The sequence below is a fragment of the Phocaeicola coprocola genome, from assembly GCF_041333015.1.
Classification (GTDB): Bacteria; Bacteroidota; Bacteroidia; order Bacteroidales; family Bacteroidaceae; genus Phocaeicola; species Phocaeicola coprocola.
This window is the reverse complement of record NZ_JBGKGM010000004.1, coordinates 649219-671012: the sequence shown is the minus strand read 5'-3', so window position 1 is coordinate 671012 and position 21794 is coordinate 649219. Positions and strand designations below refer to the sequence as shown.

Annotated in this window: 25 protein-coding genes; 22 read left to right on the top strand and 3 right to left on the bottom strand. The window is 52.6% G+C overall.

The window, feature by feature from the left end:
• The first annotated feature begins 48 nt into the window (after nucleotides 1–48).
• The 9 genes from ACDG22_RS13590 (at nucleotide 49) to ACDG22_RS13550 (ending at nucleotide 9503) form a co-directional block, all read left to right on the top strand.
• Entirely contained in the window at nucleotides 49–687 is a 639-nt protein-coding gene (locus ACDG22_RS13590) for an ankyrin repeat domain-containing protein (protein WP_270230950.1), read from the top strand.
• 1729 nt (nucleotides 688–2416) lie between these two features.
• Nucleotides 2417–2812: a sodium transporter gene (locus tag ACDG22_RS13585; RefSeq protein ID WP_370858928.1), complete on the top strand. Its 396-nt coding sequence runs from the start codon at nucleotides 2417–2419 to the stop codon at nucleotides 2810–2812.
• Nucleotides 2813–2989: 177 nt separating this feature from the next.
• Complete coding sequence (locus tag ACDG22_RS13580; protein WP_370858927.1) at nucleotides 2990–3856, top strand: helix-turn-helix domain-containing protein; 867 nt, start codon at nucleotides 2990–2992, stop codon at nucleotides 3854–3856.
• Nucleotides 3857–3943: 87 nt separating this feature from the next.
• Nucleotides 3944–6352, top strand: a complete 2409-nt coding sequence (locus tag ACDG22_RS13575) for a hybrid sensor histidine kinase/response regulator (RefSeq protein WP_270673012.1) — start codon at nucleotides 3944–3946, stop codon at nucleotides 6350–6352.
• Nucleotides 6340–7650: a sigma-54-dependent transcriptional regulator gene (locus ACDG22_RS13570; RefSeq protein WP_270673009.1), complete on the top strand. Its 1311-nt coding sequence runs from the start codon at nucleotides 6340–6342 to the stop codon at nucleotides 7648–7650. The genes ACDG22_RS13575 and ACDG22_RS13570 overlap by 13 nt, the downstream gene beginning before the upstream one ends.
• Nucleotides 7651–7681: 31 nt before the next feature.
• The gene (locus ACDG22_RS13565) at nucleotides 7682–7939 is read left to right on the top strand and encodes a hypothetical protein (RefSeq protein ID WP_270667160.1); all 258 of its coding nucleotides are present in this window, start codon (nucleotides 7682–7684) and stop codon (nucleotides 7937–7939) included.
• 53 nt (nucleotides 7940–7992) lie between these two features.
• The gene (locus ACDG22_RS13560) at nucleotides 7993–8634 is read left to right on the top strand and encodes an RteC domain-containing protein (protein WP_270230577.1); all 642 of its coding nucleotides are present in this window, start codon (nucleotides 7993–7995) and stop codon (nucleotides 8632–8634) included.
• A gap of 77 nt (nucleotides 8635–8711) precedes the next feature.
• On the top strand, nucleotides 8712–8891 hold the full coding sequence (locus ACDG22_RS13555) for a hypothetical protein (RefSeq protein ID WP_007565529.1): 180 nt from the start codon (nucleotides 8712–8714) through the stop codon (nucleotides 8889–8891).
• A gap of 69 nt (nucleotides 8892–8960) precedes the next feature.
• Nucleotides 8961–9503, top strand: coding sequence for a GNAT family N-acetyltransferase (locus ACDG22_RS13550; protein WP_370858926.1), 543 nt, complete (start codon nucleotides 8961–8963; stop codon nucleotides 9501–9503).
• Between the two features lie 84 nt (nucleotides 9504–9587).
• Here the strand turns inward: ACDG22_RS13550 and mobC are convergent, their stop codons facing one another.
• From mobC to mobA, 3 genes are read right to left on the bottom strand one after another with little or no spacing between them, the layout of a single operon-like run.
• Nucleotides 9588–11597 carry a conjugal transfer protein MobC gene (mobC, locus tag ACDG22_RS13545; RefSeq protein WP_270230579.1) on the bottom strand — a complete coding sequence of 670 codons (2010 nt, stop codon included), beginning with the start codon at nucleotides 11595–11597 and terminating at the stop codon, nucleotides 9588–9590.
• 34 nt (nucleotides 11598–11631) lie between these two features.
• Complete coding sequence (mobB, locus tag ACDG22_RS13540; protein WP_270673006.1) at nucleotides 11632–12903, bottom strand: conjugal transfer protein MobB; 1272 nt, start codon at nucleotides 12901–12903, stop codon at nucleotides 11632–11634.
• Complete coding sequence (gene mobA / locus ACDG22_RS13535) at nucleotides 12888–13325, bottom strand: conjugal transfer protein MobA (protein WP_040311721.1); 438 nt, start codon at nucleotides 13323–13325, stop codon at nucleotides 12888–12890. The genes mobB and mobA overlap by 16 nt, the downstream gene beginning before the upstream one ends.
• A gap of 7 nt (nucleotides 13326–13332) precedes the next feature.
• On the opposite strand from mobA, the gene ACDG22_RS13530 reads away from it, so the two are divergent.
• The 13 genes from ACDG22_RS13530 to traJ all read left to right on the top strand — a co-directional run bounded on the left by ACDG22_RS13530 (nucleotide 13333) and on the right by traJ (nucleotide 21687).
• Nucleotides 13333–13461, top strand: a complete 129-nt coding sequence (locus ACDG22_RS13530; protein WP_260401392.1) for a hypothetical protein — start codon at nucleotides 13333–13335, stop codon at nucleotides 13459–13461.
• A gap of 37 nt (nucleotides 13462–13498) precedes the next feature.
• Nucleotides 13499–13699 carry a hypothetical protein gene (locus ACDG22_RS13525; protein WP_270230581.1) on the top strand — a complete coding sequence of 67 codons (201 nt, stop codon included), beginning with the start codon at nucleotides 13499–13501 and terminating at the stop codon, nucleotides 13697–13699.
• A 119-nt stretch (nucleotides 13700–13818) separates the two neighbouring features.
• Nucleotides 13819–13998, top strand: a complete 180-nt coding sequence (locus ACDG22_RS13520; RefSeq protein WP_370858925.1) for a hypothetical protein — start codon at nucleotides 13819–13821, stop codon at nucleotides 13996–13998.
• Nucleotides 13999–14114: 116 nt separating this feature from the next.
• Nucleotides 14115–14873, top strand: coding sequence for a ParA family protein (locus ACDG22_RS13515; RefSeq protein WP_370858924.1), 759 nt, complete (start codon nucleotides 14115–14117; stop codon nucleotides 14871–14873).
• 5 nt (nucleotides 14874–14878) lie between these two features.
• Nucleotides 14879–15295: a DUF3408 domain-containing protein gene (locus tag ACDG22_RS13510; protein ID WP_270230605.1), complete on the top strand. Its 417-nt coding sequence runs from the start codon at nucleotides 14879–14881 to the stop codon at nucleotides 15293–15295.
• A gap of 36 nt (nucleotides 15296–15331) precedes the next feature.
• The gene (locus ACDG22_RS13505; protein WP_270230583.1) at nucleotides 15332–15505 is read left to right on the top strand and encodes a hypothetical protein; all 174 of its coding nucleotides are present in this window, start codon (nucleotides 15332–15334) and stop codon (nucleotides 15503–15505) included.
• Nucleotides 15499–16176: a hypothetical protein gene (locus tag ACDG22_RS13500; protein WP_270230584.1), complete on the top strand. Its 678-nt coding sequence runs from the start codon at nucleotides 15499–15501 to the stop codon at nucleotides 16174–16176. The genes ACDG22_RS13505 and ACDG22_RS13500 overlap by 7 nt, the downstream gene beginning before the upstream one ends.
• A 99-nt stretch (nucleotides 16177–16275) precedes the next feature.
• Nucleotides 16276–16587 (top strand): DUF4134 domain-containing protein, encoded by a 312-nt coding sequence (locus ACDG22_RS13495; protein ID WP_370858923.1) that lies wholly within the window; start codon nucleotides 16276–16278, stop codon nucleotides 16585–16587.
• A gap of 42 nt (nucleotides 16588–16629) precedes the next feature.
• Nucleotides 16630–16989, top strand: coding sequence for a DUF4133 domain-containing protein (locus ACDG22_RS13490; RefSeq protein WP_270230585.1), 360 nt, complete (start codon nucleotides 16630–16632; stop codon nucleotides 16987–16989).
• Complete coding sequence (locus ACDG22_RS13485; RefSeq protein ID WP_270230586.1) at nucleotides 16986–19493, top strand: TraG family conjugative transposon ATPase; 2508 nt, start codon at nucleotides 16986–16988, stop codon at nucleotides 19491–19493. Before ACDG22_RS13490 ends, ACDG22_RS13485 begins: the two co-directional genes overlap by 4 nt.
• A 79-nt stretch (nucleotides 19494–19572) precedes the next feature.
• Nucleotides 19573–19986 carry a DUF3876 domain-containing protein gene (locus ACDG22_RS13480; RefSeq protein WP_270230587.1) on the top strand — a complete coding sequence of 138 codons (414 nt, stop codon included), beginning with the start codon at nucleotides 19573–19575 and terminating at the stop codon, nucleotides 19984–19986.
• A gap of 33 nt (nucleotides 19987–20019) precedes the next feature.
• A complete protein-coding gene (locus ACDG22_RS13475) occupies nucleotides 20020–20658 on the top strand; it encodes a DUF4141 domain-containing protein (protein WP_270230588.1) in 639 nt (212 codons plus the stop codon).
• A 3-nt stretch (nucleotides 20659–20661) separates the two neighbouring features.
• A complete protein-coding gene (traJ, locus tag ACDG22_RS13470; protein WP_270230589.1) occupies nucleotides 20662–21687 on the top strand; it encodes a conjugative transposon protein TraJ in 1026 nt (341 codons plus the stop codon).
• Nucleotides 21688–21794 lie beyond the last annotated feature (107 nt).

Here is a 21794-nt window from a genome sequence, read left to right as displayed (position 1 = left end):
GTTGCTCACCAAACCATTAGCATTAATGTTCGACTTAAAAAAGTAAATATGAAGATAATAAATTGGACATTACTTTTTCTTGCAGCGTTTTTTTGTTGCTTTGATAGCGTGAAAGCAAATCCATTGCGGCAAGATACTATACGGGATGTACCCTATCAACTTTATCCGTTGGGGGTTGCCTGCCGTGACAATGATATGGCAACCATAAAACGGTTGCTGGCTGGAAAAGATGAACCTATGGCAATGGGTAACGATTTTTATGAGTTTGACATATTCTATACGGCGATTTACTTTGATAAAGAGGATGTACTGAAATATGCCCTTACCAGGTATAAGGACATTAATAACAGATTATATAGTGACGAATACGGGCTGACGCTCCTGACATACGCTTGTAAATTGTCTAATGTGAAGTTAGCCCGTATATTGCTGGAGCATGGCATTGACGTAAACGGTTACCAAAGTCCATACGATACATATAAAGTATATCCGATTATGGAAGCCATTGCCAATAATAACATTGAACTGGTTAAATTGCTTTTAGAATATCATGCAGATCTTAATATAAAAGATAGTAACGGCAACACCCCTCTTGCTTTAGCAAAGGAAATAGGTGCAAAAGAAGTAGAAGATTTGCTTTTGCAATGGAAGGAACAACAAAAAAATAATGCTAACAACGCAGGATAACGGACAAGCCGTTCCCTGCTTAACCATTATGAACAGTAGCAATATATGATACATAGAATATTAGGATATTTATGGTATAAGACAGAATACTTAATCCGACATTCAGATTCTTGGCATGTCCCAGATGTGTTAAGTATTGTAATTATGTTTTACGGAGTAGATATAGCTTTGATATATTGGGCAGCTACAAGTGTTAATCCGGGACCACTTTTTCTGCTTGCCTTTCCTCTTGTATGGATTATTCTGTATATTTATTATCATTATAAACGACGGTATTTGAAAATTCGAGAGGACGAATCGTATAAGAAATATTCCAATATATGGGCTATTCTATTTTTAATATTACCGTTTATTATTCTAATTGTATTGCTGTTTATGGCAGATAAATTTTATATGCCATATTAATCTTTTATAATAAAATAAGTTCATAACAAGGTTGAGATAACAGCTAACGCTGTTTCTCACCAAACCATTAGCGAAAACATATTAAGATGAAACGGATAGAATTGTTTTTTAATATGCTATACTATTGTAATTATATGATTTTTCATAAGGTACAAAAAGGTATTGATTGGCTTCTCCTCTCTATACTGGACAATACATGTACACGAAAGTTTTGCAAAAGCAATGGTTACTGGGAATATGTAAACAGCGTTAAACAGATATATAATAATTTGATGTGGTCTTCAGAAAATAAAAAGAGACCTCCGTTTAAAATTCTTAGCATGGCAGACACAGGAATTATTTTATTTATTTGCATTAACTCATTTACAATACTGATTATCTTACTTACTATACTGGATGCTATAGCCCTAAAAACAGGTATAGGAGTATATGATTTTTTCAATAATAAAATGGTATTGGGATTACTAATAATTATTCTTTGTATAATGATATATTTTACTTATCATGTTTTTATAGATAAGAACGATAAATATGTTTCTTATTTTAAGAAATTCAGGAAACAGAAAATTTGGAAACTATTTATATGGTATATACTATCTTATAGTATGTCTATAGCTTGTCTTTGTATAACTTTAAGGTTTATTCTGACAAAATAATAACAGAAAGAATATTTCACTAACAACGCAGGATAACGGACAAGCCGTTCCCTGCTGAACCATTAGTAACAATTATATTGAAAATGAAAAAAAGAAAAGAGACGATAAGTCGTTTTGAGTTAAATAACTTGATACGAGAGGGTAAGAAATACAGGTATTATTTTTTTGATTATCTGTATTATCGGTTGTATGTTGGTTATCGGAGACATAATGAACCTGCACGTATCAGTTCCTGTCTCTTTTTAGGGATGATTTGTATAATACTGTTTGGCTTTTTAGGTCTTTTCTTTAACATAGTACTGACTTATGATTGGTTATTAGACAACTTTACCCCCATTCAGGTGAAAGGAATATTTGTGGGGTTAGGAATTTTTTTCCCTATTGCATTTTTTATTCGATACAATCGTAAAAGGACTACCGCTATACTTTTGAAATACAAAGGCAATATATGGAATAAGATAATTCCTGCATGGATAATATATTTGTCTCCTATATTAATATTCTTTATATGCATATTGATGTGTAAAATATTATTTCATCTAAAAATGATTTGATGTTTAAGAGATTAAATATAAAAATCCGTTAACATGGTAAAACCAACAGCAGAACACTGTTGCTCACCAACTTATTACTGACAAAAATAAATCAAGATTTAGAAACAACAGCTTATGGAAAAGATTATTGATTACCTGTTTTACAGGTATTATCTGATTTCCATCAAGAATGAGGAATTTCCTCGTTTTGGGGCAACATGTGTATTGGCTGAAGTTGTTACAATGGTTTATTTGTTTGCTGCGCTAATATTGTCGTTTCTTTTAACTGGAGATTTCTTTTTACCCAGTACATCCGGGAGAACAAGAATAATAATAGGGATAATCGGCTGTTTTCTGCCCTGGCCTATCATCTATCTACATTACAACAAAAAAAGAATAAACGCTTTATTGGAAAAATATCAAAACAATAGATACAATACCAAATATTCAGACAAGGCGGTGTTAAGCCTCAGTTATATAGTACCAACAGTAGGGCTTATTCTGATGCTGTTACTTTATCAGTTCAGATAACTGCGGATTACGGGGCAAATTAAATATCCGATATTCAGTCTTGCCCATAAGACAATATGATATATGTATTCCGAATAGAAACCGTGCATTGATTTTTGTCAGGATTTGGAACAATAGTCCAGCGACTCCACGCTACTTTTGCCGGAAAACCATTATAAACCATTAAAACAGAGAAAGATGAAGCTGAGAATTACAGAAGCGGTGCTTGCGGAGGCATACAGGGCAAAAGTGTGCAGGGAACGGATGGAAGAACTGGCGGAGAGCATACGGAAGTCGGTGAAGGAACGGCATTCGCTGCCGAAGATGAGAATACGGCTGGCGGAGTACGGCAATGACACGGAGCTGATGCTGGCGGCAGTGAGCGCACTGCGGAAGGATAAGGAAGCACCGTCGGCAAGGGACAGGGATTTCAGGGCATGGATGCTCATGCTGTGCCGCTCACGCGAGCATGAAGTGATCTGCTACATGTGCAATGAACTGACGGATGCATGGGAACGGAAATACCGGACACGGGAAATGCTGGTGCTATGCGACGTGCTGCATACACTGAAAGGCCATGCACGTACGAACGAGATGACTAACAGGGTATGCGACTATTTCTTCAGGGAAAGACGCAACAAGCTGTATGGCAAGATTTTCCGCATAGAGGAAAAGGATATGGCATACGCCGAGAGCAGGCTGCCGGAACTGGACAAGGCGGTATTCCGCATGACAGTGAACCACTACAGCCACCGCACATTTGTGGCGGAAGAACTTGCCGGACTGTGCGGCATGGGCTATTCGCTGATGCGGCGCAAGTTCAAAACATACTACGGTATGGGGCCATCGGAGTGGCTGCGCCGGGAGCGGATAAGGCGCATAGAGGAGGATATGGAATACCGGGTGGAACTGCCGCTGAAGGAAGTGGCCGAGCGCAACGCCTTCGGCTCGGCAAGCAATTTTGCGGACTTCTGCCAGAAGCAGACCGGAATGAGTCCGTGCGAACTGAAAGCCATAGGATATGAGAAATGGGAGAAGCGCAGGATGGATTTCTGGAACCAATAAAAACGCGCACTGATTATTGTCAGGATCTGGAACATCCCTTCGGGAAGGTTCCACTAACTTACCGCCTAAAAAACAATCCGAAAATACATGAACAACAATACATTTTCAAGATGGAAGGAATCCCTCCACCTGAAAATCCTGTCGGGCTATCTCATACTGGGACTGCTCGTACTGGGCATTATCACAGCTGTATGGTACGAAAAGCAGGTATTTGAGCAGGCGGAGGCTGAGGAACGCAGCTTGCTCATGCAGCGTACCGCCGCCAGCGAAGCATACCGGGGACTGATCACACTGTTTCTGGACAATGACCGCGCGATGCTGTGGGATGACTCGGACATGGATACATACGACCGGCGGGAATCGCACACGATGGAGGTGATAGACCGACTGAAAGGCTACTACGGAGAACCGGCGCAGACGGCAAGGATAGACACGGTAGTAAGGCTGCTGCACGAGAAACGCAGGCTGATCGGGCGGATGGTGGATATGCCGACCACGGCATTCCGCATGGACAGTCTGCTGGAACGCCACCTGCCCGGACTGGAGCAGACGGCATCGGTACGGACAACGACAGTGACGGAACGCACCGAACCGGAAGAGGAAAAGAAACGGGGCGGGCTGTTCGGCCTGTTCCGCAAGAAAAAGAAAGAAGAACCGGCACGCACGACCACACGGGTGAGCACGACGCCCAACACCCGGCACATTGCGGAGATGCGTCGGTTTGAGGAAGAGATGCGTACGGCACTGGCAGAGCAGGAACAGGCATTCTCCCATCTGTCGGACTCACTGAAAATACGCAACAGCATACTGAACCGGAACCTTTCGCGGCTGATACGGGAAATCGGACAGGACGAGACGGAACGCATGGAAGAAAGGCACATGCGGGTGGCGGAACTGAGAGAGACGGCATTCGCACTGATATGCTACATATCGGCGGCAGGTGTCCTGTGTGCGGTGCTGCTGTATGCAGTAGTCCATAGGGACATCCGCCGCCGCACCAGAGACAGGAAACAGCGGGAGGAACTGATAGAGAGCCTGCGCCGGTCGGTCCGGGAGAATGAAGAGCTGATAAAAAGCAGACAGAACATCATGCAGACGGTGACGCACGACCTGCGCTCACCGCTGACCGCCATCCGCGGCAATGCGGAACTGATACTGAAGGACGGGAACCGGGAGACAACGGCGCTGCACGCGGAGCATATACGGCAGTCGGCAGAGCGTATGGGGGCACTGATGGAGAACCTGCTGGACTACTACCGCATAGACAACGGAAAGGAGACCGTCAGGGTGAAGCCGTTCAGACTGGCGGGAGTGGCGGAAACGCTGGAAACGGAGTTTGCCGCACGGATGGAAGAGAAACGGCTGGAGTTCAGGGTGAACAACGCCGCTGACGAGGTGGTCATGGGCGACAGGAACCTGATACTGCGTATCGGCAGCAACCTGCTGTCGAACGCACTGAAGTTTACGGAACGCGGGGGCGTGACACTGACCGCCCTGTATGCCGGAGGGAAATTCACGCTTGCGGTGGAAGATACCGGAGGAGGAATAGACAAGGACAAACGGGAACAGATATTCAAGCCGTTCGAGCGGCTGAGCAATGCCGCCACGCAGGACGGCTTCGGGCTGGGACTGTCGATAGTGAAAAGCCTTGCGGAACTGATGGAGGGCAGCATATCGGTGGAGAACATACGGAACACGGGCAGCCGCTTCAGCGTGGTGCTGCCGCTGCCCCAGGCGGAGAAAGCCGATGAGACAGACCGCAAGGCAGCAGCGAAGCGGACAAGACTGGGCGGATGTTCGGTGTTGTCGCTGGACAACGACAGCATCATACTGGGGATGATACACGACATATTCGTGCAGAACGGGGTGCACTGCGACACCTGCACGAGCACGGGGGAAATGGCGGAGAAGCTGCGCGAGGGACACTATGACCTGCTGACCACGGACCTGAAGATGCAGGACGCAAGCGGCTACGAGGTGCTGGAACTGCTCCGCACGTCGGACATAGGCAACTCACGCACCATCCCCGTGATGGTGGTGACCGGCTCGAAAAGCATCACGAAAGAGGAGCTGGCAGGTGCGGGCTTCGGCTCGGTGCTGTACAAGCCGTTCTCCATCGACGAACTGCTGGCAGCCGCGGAAGAATGTATCGGCGAGGACAGTACCCCACGCATAGACCTCGGCCCGCTGTTCGCATACGGCGACAAGAGGCAGAGGCTGGAATGTCTGGTCAGGGAAACGGAGAAGGAAATGGCCGCCATACGGGAGGAAGCGGAAAGGTGTGACAGGGACAGGCTGGACTACTGGGTACACCATATCCGCAGCTCGTGGATGCTGATACATGCCGAAGGACCGCTGCAGGAGCTGTATGACGTGCTCCACGGAAACGGGACGGCAGAAGAAATCAGGGAGTATGCCGGAAAAGTAACCGGTCAGGGCGAAACCATCATCCGGCTCGCCCGAAAGGAAATGGAGAGAACGGTATGGGAAGAATAATAGTGATAGAAGACAATCCGGTATTCCGCGACCATGTCTGCGGAATGCTGGAGAAGGCAGGCTACGAGACCCGCACGGCATACGACTGCGCCGGGGCACGGAGGCTGCTGGCAGAACTGGACGAAGAGGACATCATCCTGTCGGACCTGCGTCTGCCTGACGGAGAATGTACGGAAGTGCTGGAGCGGATGCGGGAAGCAGGTATCAGAAACCCGTTTGTCATCATGACCGACTATGCGCAGGTCGCGTCGGCGGTCAGCTCCATGAGGCTGGGAGCCGAGGACTATATCCCCAAGACCCTGCTGCAGGAAAAGCTGCTTCCGAGGATAAGGGAGCTGGTACGCAAAACGGAAAGAAGGCATACCATGCCCATACTGGAACGCAGAAGTGCCGCATTCCGGACCATCGACCGGCGCATCTCACTGGTAGCCCCGACGGACATAGGGGTGCTGATACTTGGAGAGAACGGCACGGGCAAGGAACACATTGCAGAAAAGATACATGCGCAGAGTACCCGACAGAAAGGTCCGTTTGTCGCGATAGACTGCGGCATGCTGACACGGGAGCTGGCGGCATCCGAACTGTTCGGATACGAGAAAGGCGCGTTTACGGGAGCCACAACCGGAAAGAAGGGCTGCATGGCAGAGGCTGACGGCGGCACGCTGTTTCTGGACGAGGTGGGCAACCTGCCCGCTGAGGTACAGCAGAAATTGCTACGTGCGCTGCAGACCAAATGCTACCGTCCGACGGGCTGCACCCGCGAACGGAAAGCGGACGTGCGCATCGTGGCGGCTACCAACGAGAATCTGGAGAAGGCAGTGGAGGAAGGACGTTTCCGGCGGGACCTGTATCACCGCCTGAAGGAGTTCGTCATCAAGATACCGCCGCTGCGGGAGTGCCGGGAGGACATACTGCCCCTTGCGGAGTTTTTCCGGGAGCTTGCCAACGAGGAACTGGGACGGCATACGGAAGGATTCGACAAGGAGGCGGAAAAGGAACTCATGAGGCGGATGTGGGCAGGAAATGTGAGGGAACTGAAACAGACGGTGCGTTCCGCCGTCCTGCTGACGGAAGGAAGGCTGATAGGAGCCGACAGACTGGAAGTGGAAAGTACGGCACAGGCAGGCAGCTCCCTGCTGCTGAAAGACGGGAATGAGGAAAGGGAACGCATCGTGCGGGCACTGGCACAGGCGGACGGGAACCGCGAAGTGACTGCCGGACTGCTGGGTATCAGCCGCACGACCCTGTACAACAAGATGAAAGAATACGGTATCATGCAGAAAAAGAGCGAAAAATGAGAATTATCTCAATGAAAAAAACTATATTTGCATGAAGATAGGACAAAACGGCACATACAAACATGTTTTGGATGTGCTGATGGAAAACACCCCGCCAACGGGTGGTGACGTTCGGAAAATGAACGCCCGGGGCGTTCAAAAAGTGAACGTACGTTCAGATTCTGAACAAAAAATGAGGCGTCGGGAAAAGCTCCAAAAAATATTTTCAGCAAATATTTCGCTGAATATCAGTGTGATATATCCATACTTAAAGAAAAACACTCCCGCAGGACCGCTATTTGTCCCATAGTTTTATGTGCGCACACTTCAAACCAAGTGTAATAACATAAAACTGAAAGAGATATGAAATACCTCATATTGACAGAAACCGAATTTTTCGGTCTTATAGACGGGAACGATGAAACAGTTAATCTGAATGCCGCATACAACCGTTTTGTTAGGGCGGTTGTGGAACTGATGCATGACGGCGATACGGACGGGGCGAAGATTGCGCTGGCGTATGCCGAAAACGAACTGCAATACCACCACACGCAGTACATTGCGGGTGTGAGAAGCCATACCGCCCTGTTTGTCCGTAAAGCCCTGTCTTTCATACGTAAGATGCAGAAACATATCCCTTCCAACCGCCCGCAGGTGTCGCCACTATCCACAACCATCCACTCCGAATGTGAAAAGAGAAATAAAGACACAGGCAATATTCCTGCCATGCGTTGGACGGGCAGTATGGCTGAGTTGGTGGAACTGATTTACGGGCTGGATTCCATGAAGCTGGTAAACGCGGGTGAACCGGGCATCAAGGAACTGCTGGAAGGTTTCTGCAAGGTGTTCGGCATGGAAATAAAGGAAAGCCAGTGCTACAACACCTATGCGGACATCAAGCGGCGGAAAAACGATAGCCGCACCTATTTCTTCGACAAGGCTGCGGAGAAGCTGAACCGCAGGATGCAGGAGGATGAGGAACGGGAACGGATGCGGAAAAGATAACGAGAAAATGAGGCATGGGTGTCATAGTCTGCGAAAAATTGCTTACCTTTGCAGAAACAATTATAATACAATAGATTATGGCATTAGAAATTAAACCTATTCCGGTACTTCGCGGCAAGGCGGCGGAGCGTTTCGTGGAAGAAGCGGACAGGAACGCCAGAGAAAGGCGCGGTTCCATAGACTTCACGAAGCAGGTGGAAAAGATGCGTGCTATCCTGAAACGCTCCAGACTGTACAATATAGATAAGGAGGGATAGGACGGTATGCTGGAGTATTGTGAGTTCTGTGAGCTGAATGAAGACGTGCTGCGCGAATGCGGCGGCTTCTTGTGCAAGGACAGGGATATAACCGAGTTCTTCACGAGAGAGTATGCGGATTATGCCTACCAGCTTTTGGGAAAGTCCTACTGCTTCGTGGAGCAAGACAAGCATCGCATCGTCGGAGCTTTCACCGTAGCCAATTCGAGTATCCGTGCAGACCTGCTCCCGAGCAGCCGGCGTAACAGGCTCAACCGTAACATCCCCAACGAGAAACGCCGTCCCCAATATCCTGCGGTGCTGGTGGGGCAGCTTGCCGTCAGTGACGGCTATATGGGACAGCATATCGGCGATGAGATACTGGATGCCATCAAGTCATGGTTCATCGAGCCATTGAACAAAACCGGATGCCGCTATATAGTGGTGGATGCCCTGAACAATCCGAAGATATTTGATTTTTATCAGCGGAACGGCTTCAAGTTCCTGTTTTCCACAGAGGAAGAGGAATGGACTTTCCTGCACGGCAGGAGAACGGCAGAAGAACAATCAGTCATGCAGCCCATGCACACCCGGCTGATGTATTTCGACCTGATACTGCTGCGAACACAATAAACATAATGATATAGAAAAGAAAATCCGTAATCCGGCTGAATGTTCAACCGTGTTACGGATTTTCCTTTTTTCGTCTGCGACGCGTTACTTGTTCTGCAAGAGGTATTGCAGTTCGGGGTCGGACTGTATGCGCTGCAACTCGTCGGCGACAATCTGCCGGACCTCGGCACGGATGCGGTTGTAGTTCTCCTGAATCATCTCCTTCATGCGGTCGTTGCCGCCGGCATCGGTAAAGTCCGTGATGACGGGAATAGGCTTGTAAGCCTGTTCCTCACGCTTGACCTTCTCGGCATCGACTACAATCTCGCAATGGAAAATCTTCTGTTCAATGCGCTCGCTGAAATTGTCGGCAACCGCCCCCACGAACATGCCCTGCGTGAGCGTGGAAATCTTGCTCGCCGGGATAAGGCTCTCCATCTGCGTGTTGATGGAGGTGGACTTGTCCTCGCGGTTGATGGTGATGCTCTGCCGCTTCTGCAAGATTTTTCCGAAACGTTCGGACAGGTTCTTGGCAGTCTCACCCACGACCTGCCCGGAAAAGATGTTGCCGACGGTGTTCATCACCACAGCGGCTTCCTTGTCGCCGTAGTCGCGCTTGAGCTGCGAAAAGTCCTGAAAGCCCAGCAGGGTGGAAACCTTGTTGCTCCGGGCGGTGGCAATCAGGTTGTCCAGCCCCTTGAAGTAAATCGTGGGCAGCTCGTCGATGATGATGGAGGACTTGAGTCTGCCCTTCTTGTTCACGAGCTTGACGATGCGCGAGTTGTACAGCCCCAATGCCGCCCCGTAGATGTTCTGGCGGTCGGGATTGTTGCCGACACAGAGAATCTTCGGCTCGTCGGGGTTGTTTATGTCGAGCGTGAACTCGCTGTCGGACATGACCCAGTAGAGCTGCGGGGAAATCATGCGCGAGAGCGGAATCTTCGCCGAGGCTATCTGCCCGGCGAGCTGCTCCATCGCTCCGCCCTGCCATGCGTCCATGAACGGGGAAAGGTAGTTCTCCAGTTCGGGATAGCTGGTCAGCATGGGAAACACGTCCTCGTAACGGCGGTTGAGCAGTTCGATGGCATGGGGAAAGGTGCAATACTTTCCGTCCTGATAGATGCGCAAAAACCATATCACTGCGGCGAACAGGATAATCGGCGACTCCACGAAGAAGTCGCCTTGTTTCTGCACCCACGTCTTGTTCAAATTGAGCATTATCGTGTAGGCACTCTCGTAGGCATCGGTGATGTCCTCCATGAAATCCGGATGGATTGGATTGCAGCGGTGCGAACGGCGCGGGTCGTCGAAGTTGATCACGTAGAACTTCGGCCTGACCTTGTATCCGTCCGGATGATTCAACAGGTGGTTGTAGGCGATGGTGGACAAGTCGCTGAATTTGAAGTCATAGATATAGAGTGCGAAACCCTTTTCAATCTGTTGCTTGATGAAAGAATTTACCACAGCATACGACTTGCCGCTACCCGGCGTACCCAGCACGATGGAAGCACGGAACGGGTTTACCACGTTGATAAATCCGTCGTTCCACTTCTTCTTGTAATAAAAGCGGGTGGGCAGATTGACGGAATACTCGTTCTCCATGAGGCGGGTTTCCTGCATGAAGCTCTCGTTTTCCACATTGAACACGTCTTCCATAAGGTTGGTACGCAAGAGGCGGCTCATCCATGTGCCTGCCATAAGCAGGCAGACATAGCCCGCCGCCATCGAAGCGGTGTAAAAACCGGCGACCGCCTCCACCGGGAGCGGCAGGGACAATATCCACCAGTTCAGAAAGAACAGCACAAGCCCGGCGGCAAGCACTGCCCAAATCCTGCGCCAAGTGATTTTCTGCTCCTTGACACCCTTCGTGCCGAGGCACGAGAGCGCGAGCAGCAGAAGGGCAAAGAGTTTCGTGTAGAGAATGTGATGGAACAGCCCGGCAGTGCGGTTGAAGTTCATCAGCACCCTGTCCACGACACCGATTTCGATGCCCCACAGCCTTACGGCTTCATAACAATACCAGTAGAGGTGGATGACCACCAGAATAATGCTCACGGCACGGAGAAAGTCCATGATTTTCGCCAGTGCCCTCAAATCGTCTTCCTGTTGTGACATAATCTGTTTCTGTTTTTAAGTGTGAATGACTGAATTATAATCCCTGTCCCTTGCGGCGTTTCTTCCGCCTGCGCTTGAGGTCGCGCTCGAAGGCGGCTTCCTCCGCCTGTGCGCCCGAAGCGTCGCCACCGAGCAAGCCCAAGCCGGAGGAATACCCCTCGTCGCGTTCCACGACGGGACGGTCTTCGGGCTGCTGCACGTCCACCGCAACAGTGAAAGGCATGGGCGGAGTACCGGCATACGGCAGGGTGAAATGCTCCTGCAAGGCGTTGGCGGAAAACTCCTTGCCCAAACGCGAGCCGTTGAGAACACAGCCCGTGCGGTGGTCGATGAAGGTTGCCCCGTAGATGCGCCCCTCGTCGGTGTAGCGGAACACCACATCCACGCCTTTCGCTTTGAGGAGGGCGACAAACTCCTCGCGGCGGTATGTCCGGGCAAGGGCGGCGGCGACGGTACGGCGGGTCGTCTCCGCCAGACGCCTGTCGCGGATCTGCCCTTTGGAAAATTCGAACCTGCGCTGCACGGCTTCGTAGCCGACGGACTTGCCGATGCGGGAAGCCTTGAAAGGATTACCGGTCTTGTTCCCGGCACCGTTGGTGGCGGATGAGTTGTCGGGCGATAGCGGAAAATAGACCAGCCCGTGATACTCGCGCCCGTCCACCATGCCGCGGGCTTCCTCCACGGTGACGTTGTAGAGCGAGAGCAGGGCACGGTATTCGCCCATTGTCCGGAACTTGTAGGTTGCCATGACCGCCTTTACGACATTCGAGACCTGCCGCTTCACGTCGCCCTGCGATACGTCCACCCTGCGGAGCGGGTTGTCGGTACGAAGCTGGCAGCGGTTAGCCGGGTGCAGCCCGTACTTCTTTTCCAGCTCGGAGGTGATGCGCTTGCTGCGACGGTGGATGAAGTCACGGTTAAGCCGCCTGCCCCGTTCGTCCACATTGACGGAAACGATGTGCAGGTGGTGGCGGCTGATGTCCTCGTGCTTAAAGACAAGGTAAGGCTGGTCGCCGTAACCCAGCCTGTCGAGATACTCGCGTGCGAGCTGTTCCAGCTCCGTGTCGGTCAGGCGGTCGTCGGGATGCGGATTGAGCGAAATATGGATGACCCTGTTGCGCGTGCGCACCTGCTCCGGCATGAACCGCTTGAAATCCTGTTCGGTACGTGCCACGTCCACCCGTCCGCTGCCGTCGTCGAAGACCCTGTTCACGGCAAGGAGCCTGCCTTCGCCCTCGTTCACCTTCAGACCGTTGTAGGCGAGTGCGCCGTACAACGATGTCCCCATGCTTATCTTCGCGACCATCTCTCCTCAAACTCCCTTGAAAGTTCCACGACCTGCCGCGTCAGGGCGACCAGTTCCTCCGTGCATTTTTCCAGACGGTAGAGCAATGCCATCGCCTTCTTTTCCGAGAAATGGCAGCGAAGCTCCCTGACCGTCTGGTTGTAGTTGTTGCCGACCATGCGGTACTGCGCATGGAAAGCGGAAAGCTTCGTGCAGTAGTCCAGCAGCGTCCTGTCCGTGACCAGCACACGGAAGGGTTGCCCGAAGAAGTGCGCTTTCAGGAACACCGCCCTCGCGTACACGCCGGATTTCTCATACATGGCGAGAAACTTCTGCCATTCCTCATTGTCGAAGCGCACCATCACGCAGTGCGACTTGCGGCTCTCTTTCGGATGCCGCCCCCATTTGAGGGACGCTTCATCCACGTTCTTTTTCTTGTTCATCTTTATTATGGATTTAGTGGTTCGTTTCACGGCACAAGCGCAGCTTCCGGCACGCATACCGCAGGTAGGAAACAGGCTTCCCGACTTCGGAGGGAAAGCCCTCCCCCGCAAGGGGCAAGGTCGTTTCCGGGAGTAACCGGAAACCCTTTGAGTAACTCAAAGGACACCTTGCTGTGTCTTTAAGGACACAAGAATCCGTACACGACGGATTGGGGATAGACCTGCCTGTTACCAACCCCAAAGGTATCGGGCGACCGATACCTTCCTGCTGCCCAAAAGAAGGACGGAGCCGGGGTGCGGTGTGCGCATCGGGAGCGTTGCCCTGCCGCTTGGGTGCAAAGGTACGGGGTAAAAATGCACTGGGAAGGGGCTGAAGTACGCCACAAGCTACCGGAACGAAGCCAAATGCTGCCACGCAAGGGGGAAACGATACAGACCGGCGGATTTGTATATTCCTTTGCGGACAGAAACGATGAAGCAACAAGGCAAATAAATGAACATGGACGGAAACAGACATTTGAAAAGGCAAGTCCGCACGGACGGACAGACACACAGCTCCGCTGACGTACTGACATACATACGTACTGATGCATTGACGTACATACGTGCTGACGTATTGACGTATCGGCGTACGACCGCACACCGGTGGGGAACCAAACCAAGACCTCCGTAAAAATGCGGGTATGCAAGAAAGTGCGTCTGCGCATATATGCGGAAGCGGAGAAACGAACAGGCGGGGAAACACACCGCCACAGTCATAAACCAACAACGATTAAAACATACAGAAAAATGAACAAGGAAACATTCGTTGCATTCGCAACACAGAAAGGCGGGGTCGGCAAATCGACCGTTACCGCGCTCGTAGCCAACTATATCCACAACGTGATGGGGATTGACGTCGCCGTGATAGACTGCGACGAGCCGCAGCACAGCATCGCCGGGCTGCGCGACAAGGAAACGGCACTCATCGAAAAGAACGACAGCCTGAAGTCCGTCGCTTATGAACATTTCCGCAAGTCGGGACGCAAGGGATTCCCCATTGTCCGAAGCAACGCCGTGCAAGCGTTGGACGATGCGGACAGCCTGCTCTCGGAGAAAGGGTACCGGCCGGAAATCGTGTTCTTCGACCTGCCCGGCACGCTGAAAAGCGACGGGGTGATAAAGACGCTGTCGCAGATGGACTACATCTTCACGCCCGTCAGCGCCGACCGCTTCGTGGTGGAAAGCGCGTTGCAGTTCGTAATGATGTTCAACGACAACCTCGTCACCACCGGGCTTGCCAAGACAAAGGACATCTCCCTGTTCTGGACGATGGTGGACGGACGGGAGAAAACCGGGCTGTACGACCTGTACGGCAAACTGTTCGCCGAAAACAACTTCCGTGTCCTTGACACGAGGCTACCCGACAGCAAGCGTTTCCGCCGCGAGCCGTCGGACGACCGCAAGTCGGTGTTCCGCTCGACCATCCTGCCGCCGGACGCCTCCATGCTGAAAGGAAGCCGTATCCGCGAGCTGTCGGAAGAGATATGTTCCATCATCAACGGATAAACCTCATGGCAAGCCGAAAGTTGAATACGGAGGGCATAGACGAAAGCCTGCTGCTTGCCTCCATAGGAAAATCCCGTCAGATGGGCGGACCTCCGGCGAGGGAAGGAACGGACGAACCCGATGCCGGCAACGCACCGGAAGATGCGGTACAGCCCACGGAAGCGAGAGCACGGAGCGAACCCGCGAAAAGAAAGAAGCCTGACTACGGCTCGACCTTCCTCAAACGGAACGAGGTGAAACTCCGGCACTGCGTGTACATCAGCAAGGAGGCGCACAGCATCGTTTCCAAGATAGTGAACACCATCGCCGGCAAGGAAATAACCGTGGGCGGCTACATCGACACGGTGCTGATGCGCCATTTTGAAGAGAACAAGGACGAAATCAACGACCTGTACCGCCGCAACAGGGACAACCTGATTTGAAGAAAACATTGTATCACATAAAAAAGTAAGGACAGAATGAAACTGAACATCCACTTTTTCAGAAGAAAACAGAATGAGGAAGCCTATAAGGGCAAGTACCACAAGCCGGAAGGCACCGAACACCTTGCACGCCACAGTACGGAGCAGGAAAACCCATGCAGGGAGAAAAAACATGATGTCGTCGAACCGGTAACGATCAGACAATGGTGACGCTGCTGTTGATCCTGATGATGGTGTGCAACCTGTGGATTCTGTTTTATCTGACATGGGAACACAAAGAGGCACGGAAGGCGGACAACAGGAAAGATGCCTGGAACGCGCATCAAAGACCGCCCGATGATATGATGGGCAAGAGCCGGTTCAGCATGCCGGAAACGAAGCCACAGGCTACCGCACCGATGCCAAATGCGGCCACGGAAAAGCAAAGCGAGGCGGTGGACGAGAAGGACGTTACCTTTGCTGACGAAATGGAAACCGCCGGCAGCCACACAGCGGAAACAAAGCCGTCGCGCCAAGTGCCCGATGAAGATCTGGACGAGGTTTTCAGGGACAACCGCGTCCACGACACGGACGGGGAGTTTGACGGGGAACCGCCAGAGGCAAGCGGAAGTACCTTTGACGAAATTGACCGTGCGGCAAGGGCGGTGAAGGACCCGAAGGCAAGGGAATCCGATGTCCTGCAGGCGGGCAAGGTATTCCACGAGCTGGAAGGGACGGAGTTCTACAACATGTTCCGGCGAAACAATGCCCGCTACGAGGCAAGGGTGTCGGAAATGGTGGAAACCTATCTTGCAAGCATCCAGCCCGCAGAGAAGAAAACAAGAATGAAAGCGGCTGTACGGAAGGAATACGAGAACTTCAACATCCGTGACTATGTATGAAAATCCGTAAGCCGGCTTTATCCGAAGCCGCAAGAATAAAAAAAGTATCAACCGCCGAAGGGAATATCCGACCCGGAGGCACAAAAACAAGAAAAGATTATGACAGAAACATCGAAGAAAAAACAAATCATTCTGGCAGTCCTTCTGACGGCTGCCAACATCTCCGCCTTCGCTCAGGGCAACGGCATGGCGGGCATCACCGAAGCAACCAGTATGGTGACCTCGTATTTTGAACCGGCTACGAAACTCATCTACGCCATCGGTGCAGTGGTGGGCCTTATCGGGGGCATCAAGGTCTATAGCAAGTTCTCGTCGGGCGACCCGGACACGAGCAAGACCGCCGCAAGCTGGTTCGGAGCCTGCATCTTCCTGATAGTAAGTGCGACCATCCTGCGCTCGTTTTTCCTCTAAACAGGCGTTTCCCATACATATATAATATAAGGTATAAGGACAATGACTGACGAATTGTTGAGCGCTAAGCGCGAAAAATACCCGGTAAACAAGGGCATCGGTCGTCCGGTGGAGTTCAAGGGGCTGAAGGCACAATATCTGTTCCTGTTTGCAGGCGGGCTGCTCGCCGCCTTCATCCTGTTTGTCATCCTGTACACGGCTGGTGCTGGCCAGTGGCTCTGCATCGGCTTCGGCATCACAGCGGCTTCCGCCGTGGTGTGGCTCACGTTCCGGCTGAATGCGAAGTACGGGGAACACGGGCTGATGAAACTGGGTGCGGCACGGATGCGCCCCCGCTACCTGATCCACCGCAGACGGGTGTCCCATCTGTTGAGACGGAAAAAGAAAGGAGGAAAAACATGAGAAACGTAATGAAAGCAACCACACTGGAAAGCCGTTTCCCGCTGCTGGCGGTGGAACACGGCTGCATCATCTCGAAGGACGCGGACATCACCGCCGCCTTCGAGGTGGAACTGCCGGAAGTCTATACCGTGACGGCGGAGGAATACGAGGGCATCCACGCCACGTGGTGCAAGGCAATCAAGGTGCTGCCCGACTACTCGGTGCTGCACAAGCAGGACTGGTATGTAAAGGAGGAATACCGCCCCGACTGGAAGAAGACGGGCACGGGCTTCCTGGCACGGAGCAACGGGATGCACTTCAACGAGCGTCCCTTCCTCAATCACCGGTGCTACCTGTTCCTGACCAAGACGACAGGAGAGCGCATGAGGCGGCAGAGCAACTGGAGCACGCTGTGCCGCGGACATATCATCCCGAAGGAGATACAGGACCGGGAGACGGCGGTGAAGTTCATGGAGGCGGTGGAACAGTTCGCCCGCATCCTGAACGATTCGGGTCGCATCCGGCTGCGCCGGCTCTCCGATGACGAGCTTGCCGGCACGGAGAAGGAAACGGGCATCATAGGAAGATACCTCGCCCTGTCACCCGGCAACACGGACTGTCTGGAAGACATCGCCATGAGCGCGGAGGAGATGCGCGTGGGCAGCAACCGCCTGTGCCTGCACACGCTCTCGGACACGGAAGACCTGCCGGCGGCGGTGGAAACGGATTACCGCTACGAACGGCTCTCGACCGACCGCTCGGACTGTCGCCTGTCGTTCGCCGCCCCGCTGGGACTGCTGCTTCCCTGCAACCATATCTACAACCAGTACGTGTTTGTCGGCAACAGCGACGAGGAGCTGCGCCGCTTCGAGAAGTCGGCGAGGAACATGCAGTCGCTCTCGCGCTACAGCCGCCAGAACGCCATCAACTGCGAGTGGATCGAGGAATACCTGAACGAGGCTCACTCGCAGGGACTGAAATCCGTCCGCGCCCACTTCAACGTGATGGCGTGGAGCGACGACGGGGAGGAGCTGAAACGGATACGGAACGACGTGGGGAGCCAGCTGGCAAGCATGGGATGCGTGCCCCGCCACAACACGACGGACTGCCCGACGCTGTTCTGGGCGGGCATACCGGGCAATGCGGCGGACTTTCCGGCGGAAGAATCGTTCCACACGTTCGTCGAGCAGTCGGTGTGCCTCTTCACCGGGGAGACCAACTACCGGGATTCGCCCTCGGCTTTCGGCATCCGCATGGCGGACCGCATCAGCGGCAAGCCGCTGCATATCGACATCTCCGACCTGCCGATGAAGCGCGGCATCATCACCAACCGCAACAAGTTCGTGCTGGGACCGAGCGGCAGCGGGAAGTCGTTCTTCATGAACCATCTGGTCAGACAATATTATGAACAGGGCACGCATGTGGTACTGGTGGACACGGGAAACTCCTATCAGGGACTGTGCGAGATGATACACCGCCGCACGCACGGGCAGGACGGCATCTACTTCACCTACACGGAGGAGAAGCCCATCTCGTTCAACCCGTTCTACACGGACGACGGGGTGTTCGACGTGGAGAAGAAGGACAGTATCAAGACACTGCTGCTGACGCTGTGGAAAAGCGAGAACGAACCCGCCACGAAGACGGAGACGGCGGAGCTGGGAAGCGCGGTGAACGCCTACATCCTGAAACTCCAACAGGACAGGAGCATCGCACCGTCGTTCAACACGTTCTATGAGTACCTGCGGGACGTGTACCGCAAGGAAATGGAGGAACGCTACATCAAGGTGGAGAAGTCGGACTTCAACATCGACAATCTGCTGACCACGCTCCGGCAGTATTACCGGGGCGGACGCTACGACTTCCTGCTCAACTCGGCGGAGAACATCGACCTGCTGCACAAGCGGTTCGTGGTCTTCGAAATTGATGCCGTGAAGGACAATGCCGAGCTTTTCCCGGTGGTGACGATTATCATCATGGAGGCATTCATCAACAAGATGCGGCGGCTGAAAGGCGTGCGCAAGCAGCTGATATGCGAGGAGGCATGGAAAGCCCTGTCATCGGCGAACATGGCATCCTATCTCCAGTACCTCTACAAGACAGTGAGAAAGTATTTCGGGGAGGCAATCGTGGTGACGCAGGAGGTGGACGACATCATTTCATCGCCCATCGTGAAGGAGAGCATCATCAACAACTCGGACTGCAAGATACTGCTTGACCAGAGAAAATACATGAACCGCTTTGACCAGATACAGTCGCTCCTGGGTCTGACGGAAAAGGAGAAGTCGCAGATACTCTCGATCAACCAGTCCAACGACCCGGCAAGGCGGTACAAGGAAGTCTGGATCGGACTTGGGGGCACGCACTCGGCGGTGTATGCCACGGAGGTGTCGATGCACGAGTACCTCGCCTATACGACGGAGGAGACGGAGAAGATGGAAGTGCGCGGGCTGGCGGAGAAACTGGGTGGCGACATGGAAGCCGCCATCCGGCAGGTGGCAGAGCGACGGAAGGAAGAAGGCTGAAATGCCGGAAAGGTGAAAAGAAAAATGACTCATAAACAAAAGAAGTATGACCGATTAAGAAAACAAGAATTAAAGAATCATGAACATCAAACTGACAAAGACGGAAAGGCTGCTGCTGTGCGGCGGTCTGATAGGCATGGCATCGCTGATGCTGCAAGCCTGTGAGACGGTAATGAAAGAAAACGAAGATGAGCGCGAGAAGATTTGCGGCAACTGGGAAAGCGCGGAGGGAAAGCCCGACATACTGGTGTACCGGGAGGGTACACTTTACAAGGTGACGCTGTTCCGACGGTCGGGCGTGCGCCGCAGGCTGAAGCCGGAGACCTACCTGCTCGAACGGGAGGAGAACGGCAACCTCTACATGAACACGGGCTTCCGCATCGATGTGGCGTACAACGAGGAAACGGACGTGCTGACCTTCTCGCCGAACGGCGACTACATCCGGGTGGACACGGATGACACTTCGGACGGCGAAAAGAAAGAAGAACAATAAAGATGTACCATTCAATCCAACGTGAAAATGAAAATGAAACGAAAACTGAAAATGCCGCTGATTGCGGTCTGCCTGTGCCTGATGGGCACAGGCAGGGCACACGCCCAATGGGTGGTGTCTGACCCCGGAAATCTTGCGCAGAGCATCATCAACTCCGCCAAGGAGATGGTGGAGACAGCCGGGACGAAAGCCAACACCCTGAACGGCTTTCTGGAAACGAAGAAGGTGTTCGAGCAGGGAAAGGCCTATTATGACGCGCTGAAATCGGTGCACGACGTGGTGAAAGGCGGCGCGAAGGTGGCGAAGAGCATCTCCCTGGTAATGGAAATCTCGGAAACCTATGTGGACAACTACCAGAAGATGCTCTCGGACGGGAACTACACGCCGGAGGAGCTTGCCGCCATCTCGTCGGGCTATGCGATGCTGATTGACGAAAGTTCGGACGTGCTGCAGGACCTGAAGAACGTGGTGAACGTGACGGGGATGTCACTGACGGACGCGGAACGGCTCGCCATGATCGAGAATGCCTACCGCAACCTGCTGAACTACCGCAACCTCGTGCGTTACTATACGAACAAGACCATTTCGGTATCCTACCTGCGGGCAAGGAAGAAGAACGACATGGACCGGGTGATGGCGCTTTACGGGAACTCCAACGAAAAATACTGGTAGCCTATGGGAGAGTTCGATAACCTGCACCGGATACTCCTCTCGCTGTATGAGGAGATGATGCCGCTCTGCTCGGACATGGCAGGAGTGGCAAAGGGGCTTGCCGGACTGGGCGCCCTGTTCTATGTGGCGGTGCGCGTGTGGCAGTCGCTCGCCCGTGCCGAGGCGATAGACGTGTACCCGCTGCTGCGGCCGTTTGCCATCGGGCTGTGCATCCTCTTCTTCCCGACCATCGTGCTGGGAACGATGAACTCCGTTCTGGGAGTAATCGTACAGGGGACGCACTCGATACTGGAGGAACAGACCTTTGACATGGAGAAGTACAGGGAACAGAAAGACAGGCTGGAATACGAGGCGATGATGCGCAACCCGGAGACCGCCTATCTCGCCTCGGACGAGGAGTTCGACCGCCAGATAGACGAGCTGGGCTGGTCGCCGTCGGACATGATCACCATGACGGGCATGTACATGGACCGTGCGTCGTACAACATCAAGAAGAGCGTGCGCGACTGGTTCCGCGAGCTGCTGGAACTGATGTTCTCCGCTGCCGCACTGATAATCGACACGCTCCGGACGTTTTTCCTGGTGGTGCTCAGTATACTGGGACCTGTAGCCTTCGCCTTTTCAGTATGGGACGGCTTCCACTCCACGCTTTCGGCATGGTTCAGCCGCTACATACAGATTTACCTGTGGCTGCCCGTCAGCGACCTGTTCAGCACGGTACTGGCGAAGATACAGATACTGATGCTCCAGAATGACATCGAAGCGATGCAGGCTGACCCGAATTTCTCGGTGGAGGCGAGCAACGGGGTGTACATCGTGTTCCTCATCATCGGCATCGTGGGCTACTTCACTATCCCGACGGTGGCAGGTTGGATTATCCAAGCCGGTGGCGGTATAGGCAGTTACAACAAAAACATCGGTACAGCCGGAGCCTTGGGCGGCAGTCTGGCGGGTGCAACCGCAGGAAATGCGGCGGGACGCACGGGCAGATTCATCAAGGGAACGGCGGGCAGGCTGTTCAGGAGATAGGCGTTCCGCCTTTCACGAGTCGCCGACTTGTGCCCCTCTTGTCGCTAACTTGGCATCCACCAGTCGGCGACAAGGAAAAGGGGATGTGAAAAGGCAAAGAAATTCAT

Coding starts and splice junctions, on each gene's coding strand:
- ACDG22_RS13590 (WP_270230950.1), top strand. CDS start 49: ATGAAGATAATAAATTGGACATTACTTTTTCTTGCAGCGTTTTTTTGT.
- ACDG22_RS13585 (WP_370858928.1), top strand. CDS start 2,417: ATGGAAAAGATTATTGATTACCTGTTTTACAGGTATTATCTGATTTCC.
- ACDG22_RS13580 (WP_370858927.1), top strand. CDS start 2,990: ATGAAGCTGAGAATTACAGAAGCGGTGCTTGCGGAGGCATACAGGGCA.
- ACDG22_RS13575 (WP_270673012.1), top strand. CDS start 3,944: ATGAACAACAATACATTTTCAAGATGGAAGGAATCCCTCCACCTGAAA.
- ACDG22_RS13570 (WP_270673009.1), top strand. CDS start 6,340: ATGGGAAGAATAATAGTGATAGAAGACAATCCGGTATTCCGCGACCAT.
- ACDG22_RS13565 (WP_270667160.1), top strand. CDS start 7,682: ATGAAGATAGGACAAAACGGCACATACAAACATGTTTTGGATGTGCTG.
- ACDG22_RS13560 (WP_270230577.1), top strand. CDS start 7,993: ATGAAATACCTCATATTGACAGAAACCGAATTTTTCGGTCTTATAGAC.
- ACDG22_RS13555 (WP_007565529.1), top strand. CDS start 8,712: ATGGCATTAGAAATTAAACCTATTCCGGTACTTCGCGGCAAGGCGGCG.
- mobC (WP_270230579.1), bottom strand. CDS start 11,597: ATGTCACAACAGGAAGACGATTTGAGGGCACTGGCGAAAATCATGGAC.
- mobB (WP_270673006.1), bottom strand. CDS start 12,903: ATGGTCGCGAAGATAAGCATGGGGACATCGTTGTACGGCGCACTCGCC.
- mobA (WP_040311721.1), bottom strand. CDS start 13,325: ATGAACAAGAAAAAGAACGTGGATGAAGCGTCCCTCAAATGGGGGCGG.
- ACDG22_RS13530 (WP_260401392.1), top strand. CDS start 13,333: ATGGATTTAGTGGTTCGTTTCACGGCACAAGCGCAGCTTCCGGCACGC.
- ACDG22_RS13520 (WP_370858925.1), top strand. CDS start 13,819: ATGAACATGGACGGAAACAGACATTTGAAAAGGCAAGTCCGCACGGAC.
- ACDG22_RS13515 (WP_370858924.1), top strand. CDS start 14,115: ATGAACAAGGAAACATTCGTTGCATTCGCAACACAGAAAGGCGGGGTC.
- ACDG22_RS13510 (WP_270230605.1), top strand. CDS start 14,879: ATGGCAAGCCGAAAGTTGAATACGGAGGGCATAGACGAAAGCCTGCTG.
- ACDG22_RS13505 (WP_270230583.1), top strand. CDS start 15,332: ATGAAACTGAACATCCACTTTTTCAGAAGAAAACAGAATGAGGAAGCC.
- ACDG22_RS13500 (WP_270230584.1), top strand. CDS start 15,499: ATGGTGACGCTGCTGTTGATCCTGATGATGGTGTGCAACCTGTGGATT.
- ACDG22_RS13495 (WP_370858923.1), top strand. CDS start 16,276: ATGACAGAAACATCGAAGAAAAAACAAATCATTCTGGCAGTCCTTCTG.
- ACDG22_RS13490 (WP_270230585.1), top strand. CDS start 16,630: ATGACTGACGAATTGTTGAGCGCTAAGCGCGAAAAATACCCGGTAAAC.
- ACDG22_RS13485 (WP_270230586.1), top strand. CDS start 16,986: ATGAGAAACGTAATGAAAGCAACCACACTGGAAAGCCGTTTCCCGCTG.
- ACDG22_RS13480 (WP_270230587.1), top strand. CDS start 19,573: ATGAACATCAAACTGACAAAGACGGAAAGGCTGCTGCTGTGCGGCGGT.
- ACDG22_RS13475 (WP_270230588.1), top strand. CDS start 20,020: ATGAAACGAAAACTGAAAATGCCGCTGATTGCGGTCTGCCTGTGCCTG.
- traJ (WP_270230589.1), top strand. CDS start 20,662: ATGGGAGAGTTCGATAACCTGCACCGGATACTCCTCTCGCTGTATGAG.